This is a genomic window from Variovorax ginsengisoli (assembly GCF_030486595.1).
GTDB lineage: Bacteria > Pseudomonadota > Gammaproteobacteria > Burkholderiales > Burkholderiaceae_C > Variovorax > Variovorax ginsengisoli_B.
The window spans coordinates 148,501-169,203 of the sequence record NZ_JAUJZH010000005.1; the positions used below are offsets into that span (position 1 = coordinate 148,501).

At 69.8% G+C, this 20,703-nt stretch carries 19 protein-coding genes; 6 read left to right on the forward strand and 13 right to left on the reverse strand.

Annotation, left to right across the window (positions count from 1 at the left end):
- Positions 1 to 19 precede the first annotated feature (19 nt).
- From QZH52_RS09120 to QZH52_RS09160, 9 genes are all read right to left on the reverse strand, one after another.
- Positions 20 to 1,750, reverse strand: a complete 1,731-nt coding sequence (locus QZH52_RS09120) for an acyl-CoA dehydrogenase family protein (protein ID WP_301807110.1) — start codon at positions 1,748 to 1,750, stop codon at positions 20 to 22.
- 10 nt (positions 1,751 to 1,760) lie between these two features.
- Complete coding sequence (locus tag QZH52_RS09125) at positions 1,761 to 3,488, reverse strand: tannase/feruloyl esterase family alpha/beta hydrolase (RefSeq protein ID WP_301807112.1); 1,728 nt, start codon at positions 3,486 to 3,488, stop codon at positions 1,761 to 1,763.
- A 23-nt stretch (positions 3,489 to 3,511) separates the two neighbouring features.
- Positions 3,512 to 4,240: an ABC transporter ATP-binding protein gene (locus QZH52_RS09130; RefSeq protein ID WP_286534762.1), complete on the reverse strand. Its 729-nt coding sequence runs from the start codon at positions 4,238 to 4,240 to the stop codon at positions 3,512 to 3,514.
- Position 4,241: 1 nt separating this feature from the next.
- Entirely contained in the window at positions 4,242 to 6,053 is a 1,812-nt protein-coding gene (locus QZH52_RS09135; protein ID WP_286534761.1) for a branched-chain amino acid ABC transporter ATP-binding protein/permease, read from the reverse strand.
- A gap of 1 nt (position 6,054) precedes the next feature.
- The gene (locus QZH52_RS09140; RefSeq protein WP_301807117.1) at positions 6,055 to 7,095 is read right to left on the reverse strand and encodes a branched-chain amino acid ABC transporter permease; all 1,041 of its coding nucleotides are present in this window, start codon (positions 7,093 to 7,095) and stop codon (positions 6,055 to 6,057) included.
- Between the two features lie 136 nt (positions 7,096 to 7,231).
- Positions 7,232 to 8,371, reverse strand: coding sequence for an ABC transporter substrate-binding protein (locus tag QZH52_RS09145; RefSeq protein ID WP_301807119.1), 1,140 nt, complete (start codon positions 8,369 to 8,371; stop codon positions 7,232 to 7,234).
- 45 nt (positions 8,372 to 8,416) lie between these two features.
- Positions 8,417 to 9,181 (reverse strand): SDR family NAD(P)-dependent oxidoreductase, encoded by a 765-nt coding sequence (locus QZH52_RS09150; RefSeq protein ID WP_301807122.1) that lies wholly within the window; start codon positions 9,179 to 9,181, stop codon positions 8,417 to 8,419.
- Between the two features lie 77 nt (positions 9,182 to 9,258).
- Positions 9,259 to 11,169 carry a feruloyl-CoA synthase gene (locus tag QZH52_RS09155; protein WP_301807125.1) on the reverse strand — a complete coding sequence of 637 codons (1,911 nt, stop codon included), beginning with the start codon at positions 11,167 to 11,169 and terminating at the stop codon, positions 9,259 to 9,261.
- A 20-nt stretch (positions 11,170 to 11,189) separates the two neighbouring features.
- The gene (locus tag QZH52_RS09160) at positions 11,190 to 11,963 is read right to left on the reverse strand and encodes a crotonase/enoyl-CoA hydratase family protein (protein WP_286525407.1); all 774 of its coding nucleotides are present in this window, start codon (positions 11,961 to 11,963) and stop codon (positions 11,190 to 11,192) included.
- A gap of 116 nt (positions 11,964 to 12,079) precedes the next feature.
- Here QZH52_RS09160 and QZH52_RS09165 point away from each other — a divergent pair, with 116 nt between their 5' ends.
- Entirely contained in the window at positions 12,080 to 12,946 is an 867-nt protein-coding gene (locus tag QZH52_RS09165; protein ID WP_301807129.1) for an amidohydrolase family protein, read from the forward strand.
- A gap of 9 nt (positions 12,947 to 12,955) precedes the next feature.
- Here QZH52_RS09165 and kefC read toward each other — a convergent pair whose 3' ends face one another.
- Both kefC and kefF read right to left on the reverse strand, forming a co-directional pair.
- Complete coding sequence (gene kefC, locus QZH52_RS09170) at positions 12,956 to 14,809, reverse strand: glutathione-regulated potassium-efflux system protein KefC (RefSeq protein ID WP_301807132.1); 1,854 nt, start codon at positions 14,807 to 14,809, stop codon at positions 12,956 to 12,958.
- 2 nt (positions 14,810 to 14,811) lie between these two features.
- Positions 14,812 to 15,450, reverse strand: a complete 639-nt coding sequence (gene kefF, locus QZH52_RS09175; protein ID WP_301807135.1) for a glutathione-regulated potassium-efflux system oxidoreductase KefF — start codon at positions 15,448 to 15,450, stop codon at positions 14,812 to 14,814.
- A gap of 78 nt (positions 15,451 to 15,528) precedes the next feature.
- Between kefF and QZH52_RS09180 the strand changes: the two genes are divergently transcribed.
- Together QZH52_RS09180 and QZH52_RS09185 are read left to right on the forward strand one after the other, a co-directional pair.
- On the forward strand, positions 15,529 to 16,149 hold the full coding sequence (locus QZH52_RS09180) for a ParA family protein (RefSeq protein ID WP_301807137.1): 621 nt from the start codon (positions 15,529 to 15,531) through the stop codon (positions 16,147 to 16,149).
- A 73-nt stretch (positions 16,150 to 16,222) separates the two neighbouring features.
- Entirely contained in the window at positions 16,223 to 16,681 is a 459-nt protein-coding gene (locus QZH52_RS09185; RefSeq protein WP_301807139.1) for a MaoC family dehydratase, read from the forward strand.
- Between the two features lies 1 nt (position 16,682).
- Here the strand turns inward: QZH52_RS09185 and QZH52_RS09190 are convergent, their stop codons facing one another.
- Positions 16,683 to 17,144, reverse strand: a complete 462-nt coding sequence (locus tag QZH52_RS09190; protein ID WP_301807140.1) for a tRNA (cytidine(34)-2'-O)-methyltransferase — start codon at positions 17,142 to 17,144, stop codon at positions 16,683 to 16,685.
- A 26-nt stretch (positions 17,145 to 17,170) separates the two neighbouring features.
- The gene (locus QZH52_RS09195) at positions 17,171 to 17,887 is read right to left on the reverse strand and encodes a ComF family protein (protein WP_301807142.1); all 717 of its coding nucleotides are present in this window, start codon (positions 17,885 to 17,887) and stop codon (positions 17,171 to 17,173) included.
- Positions 17,888 to 17,909: 22 nt separating this feature from the next.
- Here QZH52_RS09195 and QZH52_RS09200 point away from each other — a divergent pair, with 22 nt between their 5' ends.
- The 3 genes from QZH52_RS09200 to coxB all read left to right on the forward strand — a co-directional run bounded on the left by QZH52_RS09200 (position 17,910) and on the right by coxB (position 20,675).
- On the forward strand, positions 17,910 to 18,824 hold the full coding sequence (locus QZH52_RS09200) for a methyltransferase domain-containing protein (RefSeq protein WP_301807145.1): 915 nt from the start codon (positions 17,910 to 17,912) through the stop codon (positions 18,822 to 18,824).
- A gap of 122 nt (positions 18,825 to 18,946) precedes the next feature.
- Positions 18,947 to 19,423, forward strand: coding sequence for a DUF2244 domain-containing protein (locus QZH52_RS09205; protein ID WP_286506034.1), 477 nt, complete (start codon positions 18,947 to 18,949; stop codon positions 19,421 to 19,423).
- Between the two features lie 67 nt (positions 19,424 to 19,490).
- Positions 19,491 to 20,675: a cytochrome c oxidase subunit II gene (coxB, locus tag QZH52_RS09210; RefSeq protein WP_301807148.1), complete on the forward strand. Its 1,185-nt coding sequence runs from the start codon at positions 19,491 to 19,493 to the stop codon at positions 20,673 to 20,675.
- The last annotated feature ends 28 nt before the right edge of the window (positions 20,676 to 20,703 follow it).

Genomic DNA, 20,703 nt, shown 5'->3' on the forward strand with positions numbered 1-20,703 from the left:
GTCGCCCGCGTCCTGCCGATCAGGCCGGCGCGCGCTGCGCTGTGACGGCCTCGCAGGCCCGCTTGACGATGCCGAGCCGCATCTCGAACTCGGGCAGCACCCAGCGGCGGAAGGCCGCCTCGGGCGCCGCCCAGCGGGCGTCCTGCGGCGCGTCCCGGCCGATGCGGGCCCAGGCCCATGCCAGCAGCGCGATCATCACCACGCGCAGGTAGTCGTCCGCCACCTCGTAGGGCAGCGCCGGGTCGGCCGCCGCGGCCATCGCCAGCGTGGTCGTGAGGTAGCGCAGCTGTGCCAGCCGCCGCTGCGCGTCGGCGTCGATGTCGCGCGAGGCCTCGAGCTCGTCGCGCACCTCGACCAGCAGGGCCGACATCCCGGCGCCGCCGTCGGCCAGCACCTTGCGCACCAGCAGGTCGATCGCCTGGATCTCGTTGGTGCCCTCGTAGATCATGGTCACGCGCGAATCGCGCACCACCTGCTCGATGCCCCATTCGCGCACGTAGCCATGGCCGCCGAACACCTGCAGGCATTCGCTGGCGCCATGGAAGGCCTGCTGCGTGCAGGCCGCCTTGAGCACCGGCGTGACCAGCGCGCACCAGCGCTGCGCCCGCTCGCGGGCCTTGGGGTCGGCGTCGTGGCGTGCAATGTCGAGCTGGACCGCGGTCCGGTAGGCGATCAGCCGGGCACCGTCGATCCAGGCGCGCTGGGTGTCGAGGATGCGGCGGATCGCCGGATGCTCGGCCACCAGGTCGGCGGCCTCGCTGCCGCGGCTGGCAGGGGCCGGGCCGGGCGCGCGCATCTGGCGGCGTTCGTGGGCATAGGCGTCGGCCTTCTGCCAGGCGGCGTCGAGCAGGCCGAGGCCCTGCAGCGCGACGTGCAGCCGGGCCGCGTTCATCATCACGAACATCGCCGCCAGCCCGCGGTTCGGCTCGCCGATCAGCCAGCCGGTGGCATCGTCGAAGCGCATCACGCAGGTCGAGCTGCCGTGCAGGCCCATCTTCTCTTCGATGCGCTCGCAGTGCACCGCATTGCGCGCGCCGTCGGGCAGCCGCTTGGGCACCAGCACCAGCGACAGGCCCTTGGGGCCGGCCGGTGCGTCGGGCAGGCGGCACAGCACCAGGTGCACGATGTTGTCCGTCAGATCGTGCTCGCCGCCCGAGATGAAGATCTTGCCGCCGGCGACGCGGAAGCTGCCGTCGGCCTGCGCCGTGGCGCGGGTGCGCACCTGGCCCAGGTCGCTGCCGGCGTGGGCTTCGGTGAGGCACATGGTGGCCAGCCATTCGCCGGTGGCGATCTTCGACAGATAGCGTTGCTTGAGCTCGTCGCTGCCATGGTGCCGGATGCATTCGTAGGCGCCGTGCAGCAGACCCGGCGCCATCGTGAGCCCATGGTTGGCGGCGCTGAGCCATTCGTACAGCACCGCCTCGAGCACCGCGGGCAGGCCCTGGCCGCCATCCTCGGGCGCCGCCGACAGGGCGGGCCAGCCGCCGTCGACGAAGGCCCGGTAAGCGTCGCGGAAGCCCGGCGGCGTGAGCACCTCGCCATTCACGAAGCGGCAGCCGATCTCGTCGCCGTCGCGGTTCGGCGGCGCGATAACTTCGGCCACGAACTTGCCGGCCTCGTCGAGCACCTGGGCCTGCAGCGCCTCGTCGACCTCCGCGAACGGTGCCAGGGCGCTCAGGCGCGCGGGGGCGCCGAGCACGGTGTTCAGCAGGAAGCGGACGTCGTCGGGGCGGGGGCTGTAGGTCGTCATCGCGGGGATCTCAAGGCGCGCGGCAGGCGAAGCTGGCCGCGGATTCGGTGTCGCCGCCGGTGTAGGCAGCGACTTGCGGGTAGGGGCACAGCGGACGCGTGCGCCGGGCCGACCAGCTGGCCGGCACTTCGGGGTTGACGCTCGCCGTGCCGGGGCCGCGAGCGCTCGCCACCACCGACTCGGGCGCCCGGCCTTGCTCGACCCAGTCGACCAGCGCGCTCAGCATGTCGAACTGGTCGGTGGCGGGGCCGCCCGCGCAGTGGTTCATGCCCGGGACCGGGAAGTAGCGCGCGAAGGCCGCGGCGTCGCCGCCATGGGTCGACTGCAGCCGCTCGTACCAGGCGGCGGTGTCGTCGGACGAGAACACGGGGTCGCTGGTGCCGTGGTAGACGATCAGCTTGCCGCCGCGGTCGCGCAGGGCCGTCAGCTTCGAGGCGTCGGGCGGCGACATGAAGGCCATCGCCGATTCGCGATAGACCGGGTCGGTGGCGTCGATCAGCGGCGCATCGCGGTCCATGTCGAAGCCGAGCGCGAAGGCGAGGCCGCCCGGCCGCGTGGCCAGCGGCGGCGAGGTGAAGATGAAGCCCACCGCGCCCGGGTCACGGGTCTGGGAGCTCGAGAACTTCCATTCGCGCCAGTTGCTGCCGCCGATTCCGGCGTCGAAAGGGAAGCTGCTGTAGATCGGCTTGCCGGCGCTGTCGCGGGCGCCCGTGAACACGTTGGCGAGTGCGCCTTTCTGCGCCGCCGTCAGGCACTGGCCGTCGCGCGTGCCGCTGCAGCTCGGCACGTCGCGCTGCAGGTCGAAGTTCGCCTGGCAGGCCTTGACGTCGGAAACGATGCCGTCCGCCAGGCCGTCGAGCGCATCGCAGCGGGCCAGCACGCGGTCGGACACCAGCTGCAGCTCGGCCGGCGTGAACGCGCTTTGAAGGTCCGGCAGGCCTGCCGGCGTGGCCGCGGTCGCCACCTTGGCGTACTGCTGTGCGCCATAGAGCTGCGCCACCGCGGCGCGCGGCAGGTTGTAGCCGGGGTCGCCCGCGAGGATGCCGTCGTACTGGCTGGACGCGCGGGCGGCGGCCACCATCGCGTGCCTGCCGCCGTTGGAGCAGCCGCCGAAATAGGACCTGTCGGGGCCGCGGCCGTAGGCCTGGGCGATCAGGTTCCTGGCCATCGGCGTGAGCTGCGCGACCGCGTTGTAGCCGTAGTCGAGCCGGGCCTGCGGATCGAGGCCGAAGGCGGGGCCGAGCGAACCGGGATGGCCGGCGTCCGAACTGATCACCGCGAAGCCCATCTGCAGGGCGTTGGTCACCGGCGCACCGCCGCCGATGCCGCCGACCGCCGGCACGACCACGCCGTCGAGGCCGCCATTGGCCTGGTAGAAGAAGCGGCCGTTCCAGGCCACCGGCAGCCGCATCTCGAAACCGATCGCGTAGCGCTTGCCGTCGACCGGGCCGATGCGCTCGTTCATGCGGCCCTGGACCAGGCAGTGGGCCGGAACCGGCACGCTGGCGTTGCCCAGCGCGACCGTGCCGGCCGGCACCGCCACGGCCTGGGTGTACAAGGTGCCGGGCGGCGCCGCGCTGGCCGCGAGCGCGCTGCACGACAGCAGCGTGCCGGGCCGGGCCGCGGCCAGCGGCGCGGTCGGCGCAGTCCGGCCGACACCGGCACAGGCGGCGAGCAGGGAAGCGCCGGCCAGCGCCACGGCGCCGAGCTGGAGATGGCTGCGGGTGGGGGTCTTCATCGTGTCTCCTGCTGGCCGGTCGCTCAGGCCCGGGCCGCGCCCAGGTAGGTATCGATCACGCGCGAATCGCCGGCCAGCTGGCGGGCCTCGCCTTCGGCGCTGACGCTGCCCATCTCGAGCACGTAGCCGTGGTCGGCGACTTCGAGCGCGGCGCGCGCATTCTGCTCGACCAGCAGGATCGTCACGCCGGTGGCGCGCAGCGCGCTCACGGTGCGGAAGATCTCCTGCACCACCAGCGGCGCGAGGCCGAGGCTGGGCTCGTCGAGCATCAGCAGCGTGGGCCGCGACATCAGCGCCCGGCCGACCGCCAGCATCTGGCGCTCGCCGCCCGACAGCGTGCCGGCCAGTTGCATCCGGCGTTCCTTCAGGCGCGGGAACAGCGTGTAGACCTGCTCGATCTGGTCGCGCCAATCGCGGTTGCGCAGCCGCACCTGCCGGAACGCGCCGAGCACCAGGTTGTCCTCGACCGGCATGGTGGCGAACAGCTCGCGCTTCTCGGGCACCAGCGCGATGCCGAGCATCACGCGCTCCTCGAGCGACAGGCCGCCGATCGGCTGGCCGCGGAACTCGATGCCGCCCTTGGCGGGCAGCACGCCCATCAGCGCATTGAGCAGGGTCGACTTGCCGGCGCCGTTGGGGCCGATCACGGTCACGACGCTGCCTTCGCCCGCCTGCAGGTCGATGCCGTGCAGCACTTCGGCACGGCCGTAGCCGGCGCGCAGGTCGTGGATTCGGAGGAGGGGAGCGCTCATGTCAGTGTTCCGTGCCCAGGTAGGCGGCGCGCACCTTCGGGCTTTGCTGCACCTCGGCGGGCGTGCCCTCCATCAGGTGGGTGCCGAATTCCATCACCACGATGTGGTCGCAGATGTCCATCACCAGGTCCATGTCGTGTTCGACCAGCAGGATGCTCATGCCCGAGGCGCGCAGGCTGCGCAGCACGTCGGCGAGCGCCTGCTTTTCCTTGTGGCGCAGGCCGGCGGCCGGCTCGTCGAGCAGCAGCAGGGCCGGGTCGGCGCACAGGGCGCGCGCGATCTCCAGCAGCCGCTGCTGGCCCATCGCCAGGTTGCCGGCCAGCTCGTGCATCCAGTCGCCCATGCCCACGCGCTGCAGCTGGCGCTCGGCCTCGCGCAGCAGCTCGCGCTCCTCGGCGCGGTCGGTGTGGAGCATGGCCGCGATCGCCCCCTTGCGGCCGCGCAGGTGGGCGCCGAGCGCAACGTTCTCGAGCACCGTCATGTCGGGCACCATCTTCACGTGCTGGAAGGTGCGCGAGACGCCGCGCTCGGCGATGGCGCGCGACGACAGCCCGCCGATCGCCTCGCCGCGAAAGCGCACGGCGCCGCCGCTCAGGCCCAGCACGCCGGTGACCAGGTTGAAGGTGGTCGACTTGCCGGCGCCGTTGGGCCCGATCAGGCCGACCACCTGGCCGGCCCGGGTCTGGAAGCTGATGTCGTTGACCGCCACCAGCCCGCCGAAGGTCTTGCGGATCGCCTGCACGTCGAGCACCACCTCGCCGGCGGCCGGCTTGGCGCGCGCCGGGAGGTCGGGCGCATCGCGCCAGTCGACCGGGCGCTGCGGGCGCGGCAGCCGGCGGTCGATGAAGTCCCACAGGCCGTCGGGCAGGTACTTGAGCACCAGCACGATCAGGATGCCGAAGACGATCAGCTCGTAGCTGCCGCTGGTGCCGATCAGCTTGGGCAGCAGCACCTGCAGCTGGTCTTCGAGCAGCTTGACCACGCCGGCGCCGGCGATCGCGCCCCACACGTGGGCCGCGCCCCCGAGCACCGCCATGAAGAGGTACTCGATGCCCATCTTGAGGCCGAAGGGCGAGGGGTTCACGGTGCGCTGGAAATGCGCGAACAGCCAGCCCGAGAGCGACGCCAGCAGCGCCGCCAGCACGAAGATCCCGACCTTGAAGCGCAGCGTGTTCACGCCCATCGCCTCGGCCATCTGCGAGCCGCCCGCCAGCGACCGGATGGCCCGGCCGCTGCGTGAATCGAGCAGCCGGATCACCGCGAAGCAGGCGAGCAGCGAGAAAGTCCAGACCACCGCATAGAACACCCGCTGCTGGCCGACCTCGAGGCCGAAGAGCGTGAGCCCCTTGACGCCCAGGATGCCGTCGTACTTGCCCAGCGCCTCGAGGTTGCCCATCAGGTAGTAGAGCGCCAGCGCCCAGGCGATGGTGGCGAGCGGCAGGTAGTGGCCCGACATGCGCAGCGTGATGCCGCCGATGATCGCGGCGCTGAGGCCGGTCAGCGCCAGGCCGACGAACAGGGTGAGCCACGGCGAGAGGCCGAAGTTCACGCTCAGGTAGGCGGTGGTGTAGGCGCCGATGCCCACGAACGCCGCCTGGCCGAAGGAGGTCAGTCCGCCGACGCCGGTGAGCAGCACCAGCCCCAGCACCGGCAGCGTGTAGATGCCGATGTAGTTGAGCTGGATGATCCAGAAGTTGGGCAGCGGCAGCAGCGGCAGGGCGACGAGCACCGCCACCAGCGCCAGCGGGCCCCAGGTGCGCAGGCGGCTCTTCGCGGGCGGCTTGGCCGCTGGAGGATTCAAGGTGGCTTCCATGTCAATGCTCCTCGTCCGAGTGGGCGCTGGTCAGCGAGCGCCACAACAGCACCGGCAGGATGATGGTGAACACGATCACCTCCTTGAACGAGCTGGCCCAGAACGAGCCGAAGGACTCGATCACGCCGACCGCCAGCGCGCCGAGCAGCGCGCCCGGATAGCTCGCCAGGCCGCCGATCACGCCGGCGACGAAGCCCTTGAGGCCGATCAGGAAGCCGGAGTCGTAGAAGATCGTGGTGGTGGGCCCGATCAGGAGGCCCGACAGCGCGCCGATCAGCGCCGCCATCGCGAAGGTGAGCTGGCCCGCCGCCTGCGTGGAGATGCCCATCAGCCGTGCACCGAGCCGGTTCACGGCCGTCGCCCGCAGGGCCTTGCCGTAGAGGGTGCGCTCGAAGTAGAGCCACAGCATCACGATCAGCGCCGCCGAGGCGAGGAAGATGATCACGGCCTGCCCGTTGACGTTCAGCGGGCCGACCGCAAAGCGGTCGTCCCAGAACGACGGGTTGCGAAAGCCCTCGGCGCCGAAGAACAGCAGGCCCAGCCCGGTCATCGCGAAATGCACGCCGACCGAGACGATCAGCAGCACCAGCGAGCTGGCGCCGGCGAGCGACTGGTAGGCGACGCGGTAGACCAGCGGCCCGAACGCCGTGACGATGCACAGCGTGAGGAAGGCCTGGACCGCCAGCGGCAGGTTGCGCGGCGCCGCCCACGCCGACACGGCACAGACCACCGCCGGCAGCACGAACATGCGCGCGGCGGCCACCAGGGCCGGTGCGGCCCGGCCGCGGTGGCGCCAGGTGCTCACCAGTTCCATGAGCGCTGCGACGGCGGCGAGGATCAGCAGCAGCCAGACCGTGCCGGGCACCTTGCCGGTCTGGAAGATGGCGAGCGTTAGCGCGCCATAGGCGACGAACTCGCCCTGCGGAATGAAGATGACGCGGGTGACCGTGAACACGAGCACGATACCCATGCCCAGCAGCGCGTAGATCGCCCCGTTCGTGAGTCCGTCCAGCGTCAGGATGCTGGCGATTGAGATATCCATGAGGGCTTCGCGGCGCGCGTTCTCCGTGTTCTTTTCTCTTCGTGGAACACCGCGGAACTGGCTTCGCCAGGCCGCTGGTGTTGCCCCCGGTAGGGGGTGGGCGCCCGACACGAAGTGCGGGCAACCTGGGGGCGAGCTACGGTGCTTCGACCTTGAACTGGCCGCCCACGACCTTCAGCATGACGCCGGTCTCGTTGGTGTAGCCCCAGTGGTTGTCGGGCGTCCAGTTCAAGACACCGTGCGCGAGCACCGTGCGGCCCATGGTCTCCATCGCGTCGCGCAGTGCCGCACGGAACTCCGGCGTGCCGGGCTTGCCCTTCTTGAGGGCGATCGGCACCGCCTTCTCGAGCACCGTCAGCGCATCGGCGCCGTGGCCGGCGAACTGGTTGCGCGAGCCCGGGCCGTAGGCCTTCTCGTACTGCTGCACGAAGTCGACCGCGGCCTTCTTCGACGGGTGGCTGTCGGGCAGCTGCTCGGCCACGGTGGCCGGGCCGGAGACGACGAAGGTGCCTTCTGCATCCTTGCCGGCGGTGCGCATCAGGTCCTGCGTGGCGGCGGCGTGCGTCTGGTAGACCTTGCCCTTGAAGCCGCGCTCCATCACCGCCTTCTGCGGCATGCCGGCGCCGCTGCCCGAGGCAACGATCAGGATCGCGTCGGGGTTGGCCGAGGTCAGCTTCAGCACCTGGGCGGTGACGCTGGTGTCGGCGCGGCCGAAGCGCTCGGTGGCGACGACCTTCATGCCGTTCTTCTCGGCCTCGGCGGTCAGCGCCTTGAGCCAGAGTTCGCCGTAGGCGTCGGTGTAGCCGAGGAAGCCGATGGTCTTGACCTTCTGCGACTTCATGTGCTGGACCACGGCGTAGGCCATGACGTCGTTGGACTGCGGCAGCCGGAAGGTCCACTTGTCCTTGCCCGGCGGCAGCCCGGCCGGCGAGGCGGCGAGCTGCACGGTGCCCGATTCCGCGGCCACGTCGGCCATCGGGATCGCGACCGGCGTCGCGGCCGAGCCGATGATGACGTCGACCTTGTCCTCGGTCACCAGCCGCTGCGTGTCCTTGACGCCGGTGGTCGGGTCGGTGGCATCGTCGAGCACCACGACCTTGAGGTTCTCGCCGGCGATGGTCTTGGGCCACAGCGCGATCTGGTTCTTGACCGGGATGCCCAGGCCCGAGGCCGGGCCGGTCAGCGGCAGCACGACGCCGACCGTGAGGTCGGCATGGGCGGCGCCGAAGAGGCCGGCGGCCAGCGCGGCTGCGAGGATGCTTTTCTTGATGTTCATGATGTCTCCTGGAGGGGCGAACGAAGAAACAGGGTGGCGGCCGGCTCAGCGCGGCGCCATGCGCAGGGCGCCGTCGAGCCGGATCACCTCGCCATTGAGGTGGCCGTTGGTGACGATGTGGCAGGCCAGCGCGGCGAACTCCGCCGGGTCGCCCAGGCGTGGCGGGAACGGGATCGAGGCGGCCAGCGATTGCTGGATCGGCTCCGGCAGGGTCTTCAGCAGCGGTGTCGCGAACAGGCCCGGCGCGATCGTGCAGACGCGGATGCCGTGCTGCGCGAGGTCGCGTGCCATCGGCAGCGTCATGCCCACCAGCCCGCCCTTCGAGGCGCTGTAGGCCTGCTGGCCGACCTGGCCGTCAAAGGCTGCGACCGAGGCCGTGAACAGCATCACGCCGCGCTCGCCACCTTCGTTCGGGTCCAGCTTGGCGCAGCGCGCCGCATAGAGGCGGCTGACGTTGTAGGCACCGATCAGGTTGATGTTGACCACCCGCACGAAGTCCTCGAGCGGCGCGGCGCTGCCGTCCTTGCCGACGATCCGCTTGGCGCTGCCGATGCCGGCCACGTTCATGAGGATGCGGGCCGCACCGTGCGCGGCCTCGGCCTTGTCGAGCGCGGCGTTCACGCTGTCGGTGTCGGTGATGTCGCAGACGCAGGCGACGCCGCCGATCTCGGCGGCGACCTTCTCCGCCAGGCTGGCATTGACGTCGAGCACTGCGACCTTGGCGCCGAGCCGCGCGAGCTCGCGCGCCGTGGCTTCGCCGAGGCCGGATGCGCCGCCGGTCACGAGTGCGGCTTGTCCTTGGATGTTCATGCGAGTCTCCTTTTGTTTAGTCAGTTGAGGACAGAGCAAAAACTGCTGCGCAGTTTCTTGGTCTGTCCCGCAAAGTATCAGGTGGGCTTGAGCGTGAACGCCAGCGTGCCGTCATGCAGGGCCTCGGCCAGCGCCGCACGGTGCTTGAGCACGGCGCGCTGGTTGATCGAGCCCTTGTCGGTCACTTCGCCCCTGTCGATCGAGGGCGGCTCGGAAACGATGTGGGCGCGCGCGATGCGGTTGGCGCTGCCGGTGCTGGCGGCGGCCAGCGTGTCCAGCAGCTGCTGCAGCCAGGCTTGCACCGGCGCGCTCTCGACCACCTGCTGCAGGGTTGCCTCGGGCGCCAGGCCGGCCAGCGTCCGGATCGCCGGGGTCGGGAAGATCAGCGCGCCGACCTCCTTCAGGTTGATGCCGGTCAGCACCGCGTCGTGCACGTAGGGCGCGCCGGCGGTGTTGATCTTCGCGCGCAGCGGCCCGACGCTCACGAAGGTGCCGGTGGCGAGCTTGAAGTCCTCGGCGATGCGGCCGTCGAAGCGCAGGCCGCGGTGGATGTCGGCGTCGTCGATCCAGCGCACGGCATCGCCGGTGCACAGGAAGCCTTCTTCGTCGAAGGCCTCGCGCGTGGCTTCCGGCGAGCGCCAGTAGCCCGGCGTGACGTTGGGGCCGCGGTAGCGCACCTCGACCTTGCCGTCGACATCGATCAGCTTGAGCGTCATGCCGGGCGTCGGAACGCCGACGTCGCCGGCGCGCACGTCCGGGCTGTTGATGAACATCGCCGAGGGGCCCGACTCGGTCATGCCGAGGCCGGTCGCCATCACGATGCGCTCGCCGATCTCGGCTTCCTGGATCTGGTGCAGCAGGTCCCAGATCGGCTGCGCCAGCGCGGCGCCGGAATAGAAGAACATGCGCACCCGCGAGAGCAGCGTCCGGCGCAGCTGCGCATCGGTCTGCATGGCCTGCGCGATGGCCTCGAAGCCGGTCGGCACGTTGAAGTAGACGGTCGGCGCGATCTCGCGCAGGTTGCGCAGCGTCTCCGCCATGCCCGCCGGCGTCGGCTTGCCGTCGTCGATGTAGAGCGTGCCGCCGTGGTAGATCGTGATGCCGACGTTGTGGTTGCTGCCGAAGGTGTGGTTCCAGGGCAGCCAGTCGACCAGCACCGGCGGCTCCTCCGCGAGGGCCGGCATGGACTGCGCGATCTGCACCTGGTTGGCGCACCACATGCGCTGGGTGTTGACCACCGCCTTGGGCATCTTGGTCGAGCCCGAGGTGAACAGGAACTTCGTGATCGTGTCCGGCCCGGTGGCCGCCATGGCGGCGTCGACCGCGTGCGTGGCGGGCGTGGCGAGCAGGCTGTCGAAGGCGGTGAGGGCGCGGCCGGCCAGCTCGGGGGCGGCCGTGCCCGGATCGCCGGCACCGCCGTGGCCGCGCTGCAGCACCACCTCGACATCGGCCGGGACCGCCGCCGCGATGGCGCGGCCGTAGCGCGCGCCGTCGCTCGCGAACACCAGCCCCGGGGTCAGCGTGTCGACGATGTGGCGCAGCTTCTCGTAGTCCTGGCTGACGGTCGAGTAGGCGGGCGAGGCTGGGCAGTACGGAACACCGGCGTAGATGCAGCCGAGCGCCAGCTGGGCATGCTCCAGGCTGTTCTCGCTCAGGATCATGACAGGCCGCTGGGCGTCCAGGCCGCGGTTCAGCAGCGCCTGGCCGATGCGGCGGGCGTCCTGCAGCGCCCGGGCGTAGCTCAGGTGCTGCCATTCGCCGGTGCTGCCGTCGGGCAGTTGTTCGCGGCGCGCCATGAAGCTGCGGTCGGGCTCGGTCTCGGCCCAGTGCATGAAGCGGTCGGTGATGCGTTCGGCGTAGGGGCCGAGCGGCTCGGCGGCCTCGAGGTAGCGCACGCCCGCCGCGCCCTCGCGCACGTTGACGCGGCGCACGCCGAAAGTCACGGGCCGATAGCGTGGCGTCTGGGTCGTCGGACGGGGGGCTTGCATGGGGAATTCCTCGGTGAGTCTCAGCTTTTCTGGACCTTGGCCGCCTTGCCGTCCAGGAAGGCGCGCACGCGCTCCTTGGCGTCGGGCGCGGCCTGCGCGATGCCGGCCATCAGCGCTTCGGTGAAGAAGCCGTGGTCGGCCGGCTGCTCGGCGATGCGCGGCAGCGCGTGCATCAGCGCGTAGTTGGTCAGCGGCGCGTTGGTCGCCACGCGCTTCGCGAGCTCCAGCGCCTTGTCGAAGGCCGTGCCTTCGGGCACCAGGTACTGGGCGAAGCCGGCGCGCTCGCCCTCCTCGGCGTTGTAGACCCGGCCGGTCATCATCATGTCGGTCATGCGGGCGGCGCCGATCAGCTTGGGAATGCGCACCGAGCCGCCGCCGCCGACGAAGATGCCGCGCGAGCCCTCGGGCAGCGCGTAGAAGGTGGTGCTGTCGGCCACCCGGATGTGGCAGGCACTCGCCAGTTCGAGCCCGCCGCCGACCACCGCGCCGTGCAGCGCCGCCACCACCGGCACCGGGCCATGCTGCACCAGCTCGAGCGCCGCGTGCCACATGCGCGAATGCCGCAGGCCCTGGCCGGCGTCGCGCTCCTTCAGCTCGGACAGGTCGAGGCCGGCGCAGAAATGTGGACCCTCGCCATCGATCACCGCGGCACGCACGGTGGAGGGCAGCTTTTCGAAAGCGTCGCGCAGTGCCAGGATCAGGCCGTCGGACAGCGCGTTGCGTTTGGCACCCCGCGCGAGGCGGATGATGGCGATGTCGTCCTGGATGTCGAGGTGGAGGTCGTTGGAGGTCATGATTGCATTCCGGAGTACGATCGATTATGGTTATGAAAAATAATCAATTCAAGCCGCATGACGCTGTGTGGCGTAAGGATTTACCCTAGGCTTCAAACCGTTCGGAGACAACCCCCATGGACCACCAGAACCTGATCGCGATCGATACTCACACGCACGCCGAGGTGAGTTGCTGGAACCCCTTCGACAACTATGGCGAAGAGTACGACCGCGCCGCCGACAAATACTTCAAGTCGGGCCGCCGCCCGACCATCCAGGAAAGCATCGACTACTACCGCGAGCGCAAGATCGGGCTGGTGATGTTCATGGTCGATGCCGAGTCGAACATGGGTCGCCGCCGGATCCCGAACGAGGAGATCGCCGAGGCCGCGCAGAAGAACTCCGACATCATGATCGCCTTCGCCAGCATCGACCCGCACAAGGGCAAGATGGGCGCGCGCGAGGCCCGCCGGCTGATCGAGGAACACGGCGTCAAGGGCTTCAAGTTCCACCCGACGGTGCAGGGCTACCACCCCTACGACAAGATGGCCTGGCCGATCTACGAGGTGATCGCCGAATACGCGCTGCCGGCCGTCTTCCACACCGGCCACAGCGGCATCGGTTCGGGCATGCGCTGCGGTGGCGGCCTCAGGCTGGAGTACAGCAACCCGATGCACCTGGACGACGTCGCGATCGACTTCCCCGACATGCAGATCGTGATGGCGCACCCGAGCTTCCCGTGGCAGGACGAGGCGCTCAGCGTCGCGACCCACAAGCCGAACGTGTGGATCGACCTCTCGGGCTGGAGCCCGAAGTATTTCCCGAAGCAGCTGGTGCAGTACGCCAACACGCTGCTCAAGGACCGGGTGCTGTTCGCCAGCGACTATCCGCTGATCACGCCCGACCGCTGGCTCAAGGACTTCGAGGACGCCGGCTTCAAGCCCGAGGTGATACCGGGCATCCTCAAGGGCAACGCGGTGCGGCTGCTCAAGCTTGACCAGTAGGCCTCGGGTTCAGGGCAGGCGCTCTTCCTCGACCTTGTCGCGGTCCCAGTGGGCGCCGCTGCGCTGGCGCCGTTCCTCGCGTTCCCGCGCCATCTGCTCCTGGAACTGCTGGCGGCCCTTCTTGGCCACCGCGATCAGCTGGGCGCGGTCGCCCTTGTAGTGCGGGTAGGTCTCGAGCATCAGCTCGATGTTGCGGCGCCGGAAGCGCATCGCGTCCTCGCGCGCCTCGTGGGCCGGCCAGCCGATGGCCTCGAGCACCGAGCGGGCGCTGCGCAGCGAGGACTCGAAGAGCTCGCGCTCGACGAACTCCACCTTGCGGTCGAGCAACTGGTAGTAGTGCGTGACGTTGCGCGCCCGCACCACCAGCCTGGCCTGCGGGAAGTGCTTTTGCGCCAGGTCGACGATCTTGAGCGACTGCTCCATGTCGTCGACCGCGACCACCAGCACCTGGGCCGTGCCGGCACCCGCGGTGCGCAGCAGGTCGAGCCGGGTGGCGTCGCCGTAGAACACGCTGATGCCGAATTCGCGCAGCGCCTCGATGGTGTCGGGGTCGTGGTCGAGCACCGTGATGCGCACGCTTTGCGCGGTCAGCAGCCGGCCGATGATCTGGCCATAGCGCCCGAAGCCGCAGATCACCACCTTGGCGTCCTGCTGCTCGGAAATCTCCTCCATCGTCGTCGGCTTGTGGGCGCCGAAGCGCGGCAGCACCCATTTGTCGATCGCCACCAGCAGCAGCGGCGAGACCAGCATCGAGAGCGCCACCGCGGCGATCAGGAACGAGGCGACGCCATGCGGCAGCACGTCGGGGCCGGCGGCCTGGAACACCACGAAGGCGAATTCGCCGCCCTGCGCCAGCAGCAGCGTGAACACCGGCCGCTGCTGGTAGGGCACCCCCATCGCCTTCGCCAGTGCGTAGATGACGACGAACTTGACCGCCAGGAAGGCGATCACCACCAGCGCCATCAGCGCGGGATGCTCCAGCAGCACGCCGAAATCGATGCTCATGCCGACCGCGATGAAGAACAGGCCGAGCAAGAGGCCCTTGAAAGGCTCGATGTCGGTCTCCAACTCGCGCCGGTACTCGCTCTCCGCCAGCAGCACGCCGGCCAGGAAGGCGCCGAGCGCCATCGACAGGCCGACGAACTGCATCAGCGCGGCGATCGCCACCACCAGCAGCAGCGAGGTGGCGGTGAAGATCTCGGGCGTGTTGCTGCGCGCGATCCAGCGCAGCAGGGGGCGCAAGGCGAGCCGGCCGCCGACCACGATGGCGGCGATCACGCCGACGATCTTCAAGCCCTCGAAGGTGCGCTCCCAGCCGGTCATGGCCGGTCCGGCCGCCGAGCCGATCGCCAGCAACGGCAGCAGCGCCAGGATCGGGATCGCCGCCACGTCCTGGAACAGCAGGATCGAGAAGCCGGCCTGGCCGCTGGGCGCGAGCAGCAGGTTGCGCTCGGCGAACACCTGCAGCGCGATCGCGGTCGACGACAGCGCCAGCCCGAGCGCCGCCACCAGCGACACGCGCCAGTCGGCGCCCGCGGCGAAGCCGACCAGGAACAGCACCGCGGCGCAGGCCAGCACCTGGGCCGAGCCCCAGCCGAAGATCGGCCGCCGCAGGCTCCACAGCCGCTTGGGTTCGAGCTCGAGGCCGACCAGGAACAGCATCAGGACGACGCCGAACTCGGCGAAATGCAGGATGTCCTCGACGTTGGTGACCAGGCCCAGGCCCCACGGCCCGATCGCGATGCCGGCCACCAGGTAGCCGATGATGGCGCCGAGCCCCAGTGCCTTCGACAACGGCACCACGAGCACCGCGGCGCCCAGGTAGATCAGCGTATTGATGAGCCAGGCGGGTGCGTGCTCCATGCTCAGCTTTCCTCCTGGGCCGTCGGTCGGTCGATCTCGGGCACCGGGCAGCTGACGCAGACGTCGAGCCCCTCGAGTTCCGGCCAGTCCGGATAGCTCAGGAGCCGCTCCTTGAAGACCTCGACGTGGGCCGTGACCTCGGCCGCGGGCGCGCTGCGGGCGCCGTGGAACAGCAGCGGCGGCAGGAAGCGCATGCCGCACAGCGCCGCGGTCTGCTCGTAGGGCGGCAGGAAGGCGTCGAAGAAATAGCGGTTGTAGCTTTGCGGGTGGTAGCTGCCCTCGGGGCCGCCGGTGGTCGCGACCAGCCAGCAGTCCTTGCCCTCCAGGGCCCGGCCGCCGGTGCCGTAGGCCCAGCCGTAGTCGAGCACGTCGTCGATCCAGAGCTTCTGCAGCGCCGGCATCGAGTACCACTGGATCGGATGCAGCAGCACCAGCAGGTCGGCGCGCGCCAGACGGGCCTGCTCGACCTTGACGTCGATGGCGTAGTCGGGGTATGTGTCGTAGAGATCGTTGACGTCGACGCCTGGCGTGGCCCGAGCGGCTTCCAGCAGACGGCGGTTGACGCGCGATTCGCGCCAATGCGGATGGGCGGCAACCACGTAGATGCGCGCCGGACTGTTGTTGTTGGTGTTTGTCGACATGGCGCGAACATTAGCGCACTCCGGGGCGCTTCGCGCGCGGCTACCATGGCGCCTTTGTTCAGCCTGTCGGAGTCCAACATGCCGGTAGTCCTGGTCGCCAATCCCAAGGGCGGCGTCGGAAAATCCACCCTCGCCACCCATATCGCGGGCTACATGGCCAGCCGCGGTCATGCCGTGATGCTGGGCGACATCGACCGCCAGCAGTCGTCGCGGCTGTGGCTCGGGCTGCGGCCGTCGCAGGCGCGGCAGATCCTGAGCTGGGAGGCGTCCGAGGACGGCAGCGTGGTTCGGCCGCCCCGCGGCACCACCCATGCGGTCATCGACACCCCCGCTGGGCTGCACGGATCGCGTTTCAAGGAGGCGCTGGCGCTGGCCGACAAGGTGCTGGTGCCCTTGCAGCCGAGCATCTTCGACATCTACGCCACGCGCGATTTCCTCGACAAGCTGCTCGCCAACCGCCACGCGGGCAAGACCCAGATTGCCCTGGTGGGCATGCGGGTCGACGCCCGCACGCTGGCCGCGGACCGGCTGCGCGAGTTCGTGTCCGGCCTCGGCGTGCCGGTGCTCGGCGAGTTGCGCGACACCCAGAACTATGTCCAGCTGGCGGCCCGCGGGCTGACCCTGTTCGACATCGCGCCGGGGCGGGTGCAGCGCGACCTGGAGCAATGGCAGCCGATCATCGACTGGCTGGACGCCTGAGTCCGTGTTTACCCCGAGCCCCGATGTCCCGGCGTGGACAGGAGGGGTGCCGGCGCGCCGCTACAGTGACGCGATGAAAAAGACCTTCCAGACCCTCCAGGACCTTGCCGCGTGCGTCGGCCAGGAAGTCGCGGTCAGCGACTGGATCACCATCACCCAAGAGCAAGTCAATCAGTTCGCCGAGGCGACCGGCGACCACCAGTGGATCCACGTCGACGTCGAACGCGCCAAGGCCGGCCCCTTCGGTGGCCCGATCGCGCACGGCTTCCTGACCCTGTCGCTGCTGCCGCGGCTCTATGAAGCCGCGTTCGACGTCGCCGAGTCGCGCATGGGGGTCAACTACGGGCTGAACCGGGTCCGCTTCATGACGCCGGTGCCGGTCGGCGGCCGGGTGCGGGGCCGCATGAAGCTGCTGGCCTCCGAGCCGATTCCGAACGACGGGCTGCAGATGACCTGGGAAACCACGATCGAGCTCGAAGGCTCGCCGAAACCGGCCTGCGTCGCCGAGTCCGTCGTCCGGCGGTACAAGTAGCTCAGCCGAAGCCGTTCTGGCGCCAGGCTTCGAACACCGTCACCGCCACCGCGTTCGACAGGTTGAGGCTGCGCTGGCCCTCGCGCATCGGCAGCCGCAGCCGCTGCGGCGGGGCGAAGCGCTCGCGCAGGTCGGGCGCCAGGCCGCGGGTCTCCGATCCGAACACCAGCCAGTCGCCGGGCCTGAAAGCCACGTCGTGCACGCGCTGCGTGCCGCGCGTGGTGAGCGCGAACATCCGGTCCGGCGGCGGTTGCTGGGTGTCGAGCAGGGTTTGCCAATCGGCGTGGCGCAGCAGGGTCGCGTGCTCGTGGTAGTCCAGTCCGGCGCGGCGCAGCAGGCGGTCATCCATCGAGAAGCCCAGCGGTTCGACCAGGTGCAGGGTGCAGCCGGTGTTGGCCGCCAGCCGGATCACGTTGCCGGTGTTGGGCGGAATCTCGGGTTCGACGAGAACGATATGGAACATGGCGCGATTGTCGGTCGCCGCCCGAATCAGTCCGGCGCGTCGGTCCGCGCCAGCACGATCGCGGTGATGCGGGCGGCGCCGGCGGCCCGCAGGACCTCGGCCGCCGCGTACAGCGAGGCGCCGCTGGTCATGACGTCGTCGACCAGTACCAGGCGCCGGCCGTGCACCGCCCCGGGGCGCCGCGGATCGAGCGCGAAGGCGTCGCTCAGGTTGTGCAGCCGGTCCTGTCGCGCGAGGCCGCTCTGCGGCGCGGTGTCGCGGGTGCGCAGCAGCAGCCGGGGATCGCACTTGTCCGGCGCCAGCCGCCGCGCCAGCTCGTACGCCTGGTTGAAGCCGCGCTCGCGCAAGCGGGCCGGCGCCAGCGGCATCGGCAGCACGGTGTCCGCCTGTTCCAGCGCCGGCTCGACCCAGGGTGCGCTGCGCATCAGCGTCGCCAAGGGTGCCGCGCGTCCGGCATCGCCATGGAATTTGAAGGCCGAGATGCATTCGGGCCACGGCCACGCATAGGCGCAGGCCGCCAGGCAGGCGTCGAGCGGCGGCGGCTGCCGCTGGCAGTCGCGGCAGCGGGTGTCGCCCGGGCCCAACGGCAGCGCGCAGGTCGGGCAGCGTGCCACCGGCGCCGCGAAACGAGCCACGCAGGCCTCGCAGATCGACGCCGCGGGCCAGGCGCGGCAGACCGCGCACTGGCCCGGCAGTCGTGCCGCCAGGGCCGAGAAAGGCCGTGCCGCCCAGGGCTTGAACATCCGTCAATATACTCAGCGCCCCATGCCCACCGACTCCGCACAGCGCCCGCCGACCATCGATGCCACGGCGGCCGGTCGCTGGAGCCGGCTGGCGCCGGCTTCGCAATCCCCCTGGCTTCATGAGGAAATCGGCCGCCGGATGGAAGATCGGCTGCAATGGATCACGGCCAAGCCGCGCCACTGGGCCGACTGGTCGCCCCTGCGCGGCGGCCTGGAAGCCCACGGCCTGGTCGCGCGCCGCTACCGGGATGCCACGCCCTACGTGATCGAGCCGGATCCCGTGCTGGCCGCCGCCACCGCCCGGTCGCTGAGCGCGCCGTGGTGGACCGCGCGCCGCTGGCAGGGCGCCCGGCCCAGCTTCGATCCGCCGCCCGAGGACGGCGTCGACCTGCTGTGGGCCAACATGGCGCTGCACATGGCGGCCGACCCGCAGGCGCTGATCGCGCATTGGCACCGGGGGGTCGCCACCGACGGTTTCCTGATGTTCTCCTGCTTCGGGCCCGACACGCTGATGGAACTGCGGGCCCTGCACCGGCAGCTCGGCTGGCCGCCGGCCAGCCACGAGTTCACCGACATGCACGACTGGGGCGACATGCTGGTCGGCGCCGGGTTCGCCGAACCGGTGATGGACATGGAGCGCATCGTGCTGACCTGGACCAGCGCCGACGCCGCCCTGGCCGAGCTGCGCACCTTGGGGCGCAACCTGCACCCGGCCCGCTTTCCGGCCTTGCGCGGCAGGGAGTGGCGCCGCGCGCTCGGCGCCGCCCTGCCCGAGCTGGCGCCGGCCGAGGAGGGCGGCGGGCGGATCGGGCTGACCTTCGAGATCATCTACGGGCATGCCTTCAAACCGGCCCCCCGTGTCGCGCTGTCTGCGGAAAGTGCAGTGTCCTTGCGGGAAATGCGTTCCATGCTGCAGCGAGGTCGTGTAGGCAACTGAGGCCCGCTCGGTTGACCCGCTACAATTCGGCGCTGCGTGAACTCCCGGGTATTGTCCCGTGATCGAGGCCTGTCCGATTCATTTTTGACAGTCGTCGACGCACCGATTTGCTGAACTCGCCCGTGTCGAATTCCGTGTTTCGTTTTGCCACTGTTTCTGGCCAGAGCATCCACTGGTTCCTGAAGCGCAACTGCTCGGTCACGCCGAGCCAGCTCGGCTGGCTCTACGCGTCGCTCTGCGTGGTGTCGCTCGGCATCGGGACGGTCTTCTGGCTGAACGGCGCGCGGCTCGTGTTGCCGTTCGCGTGGCTCGAACTCGCCGCGGTCGGGTTCGCGTTCGTGCTTTATGCGCGGCACGCGACCGATGGCGAGAAGATCGCCTTGCAGGGCGGCAGGCTGGTGGTCGAACTCGAGAACGGCGGGCACTACGAGCGCACGGAATTCTTGCCGCACCAGGTGCGGGTCGAGCCCCAGGACAGCGATCGTTCGCTGATCGAGGTCTCGGGTCAGGGTCGTTCGGTCAGGGTGGGGCGCTATGTGCGTCCGGAGTTGCGCGCGGCGCTGGCGCGCGAGATTCGCATGGCATTGCGGGCCGCCTGAGGGGGCGCGCGCAATGACGCACCGTGGGGACCGGTGGGGTTAACAGGAAAATGAAGAAGTGAACACGATGAAGAGCAATTGGCGGAACAAGATGTGGCCGGCGAATCTGCTGCTGGCGGCCGGCGCGGCGTTCAGCGGCGCGGCGCACGCAGTCAACGACCTGCCCGGCGGTCCGTCGGTTCGTCAGTTGAACCTCCCCATCGGCGTGACCAAGATCTCCCAGGAGCAGCACTTCCTGCACACGGTGATGATGGTGCTGTGCACGGTCATCTTCGTGGCCGTGTTCGCGGTCATGTTCTATTCGATCTGGAAGCACCGCAAGTCGGTCGGACACAAGGCCGCCAACTTCCATGAATCGGTGGTGGTCGAGGTGATCTGGACCATCGTGCCCTTCCTGATCGTGATCCTGATGGCGCTGCCGGCGACCCGGGTGCTGGTGGCCCAGAAGGACACCACCAACTCCGACCTCACCATCAAGACCACCGGCTACCAGTGGAAGTGGGGCTACGACTACCTGAAGGGCGAGGGCGAGGGCCTGTCCTTCATCTCGACGCTCGACAGCTCGCAGCGCGCGATGTCCAACGCCGGCGCCCGCGGCGACATGCCCGACGACTACCTGCTGAAGGTCGACAACCCGCTGGTGGTGCCGGTCAACGCCAAGATCCGCATCATCACCACCGCCAACGACGTGATCCACGCCTTCGCGGTGCCGCAGCTCGGCGTCAAGCAGGATGCGATCCCCGGCTTCGTGCGCGACACCTGGTTCCGGGCCGAGAAGGTCGGCGACTACTACGGCCAGTGCCAGGAGCTCTGCGGCAAGGAACACGCCTACATGCCGATCCACGTGAAGGTGCTGGCCGCGGCCGACTACACCGCCTGGGTCGATGCCAAGCGCAAGGAAGCCGCCGCCAAGCAGGACGACCCGACCAAGGTCTGGACCCTGCCCGACATGCTGGCCCGCGGCGAGAAGGTCTATGCGGCCAACTGCGCGGCCTGCCACCAGGCCAACGGCCGCGGCGCCGGCCCGATCAAGGCGCTCGACGGTTCCCCGACCGTCCTCGACGCCGACCACCAGAAGCAGCTCCACGTGGTGCTCAACGGCCAGAACAACGGCGCCATGCCGGCCTGGAAGCAGCTGAGCGACACCGACATCGCAGCCGTGGTGAGCTTCACCAAGAACGCCTGGTCGAACAAGACCGGCCAGCTGGTGCAGCCCTCCGAAGTGCTGGCCGAGCGCGCCAAGGCCAAGTAAGCCGGCGCCCACGCAGAGTTTGCAAGGA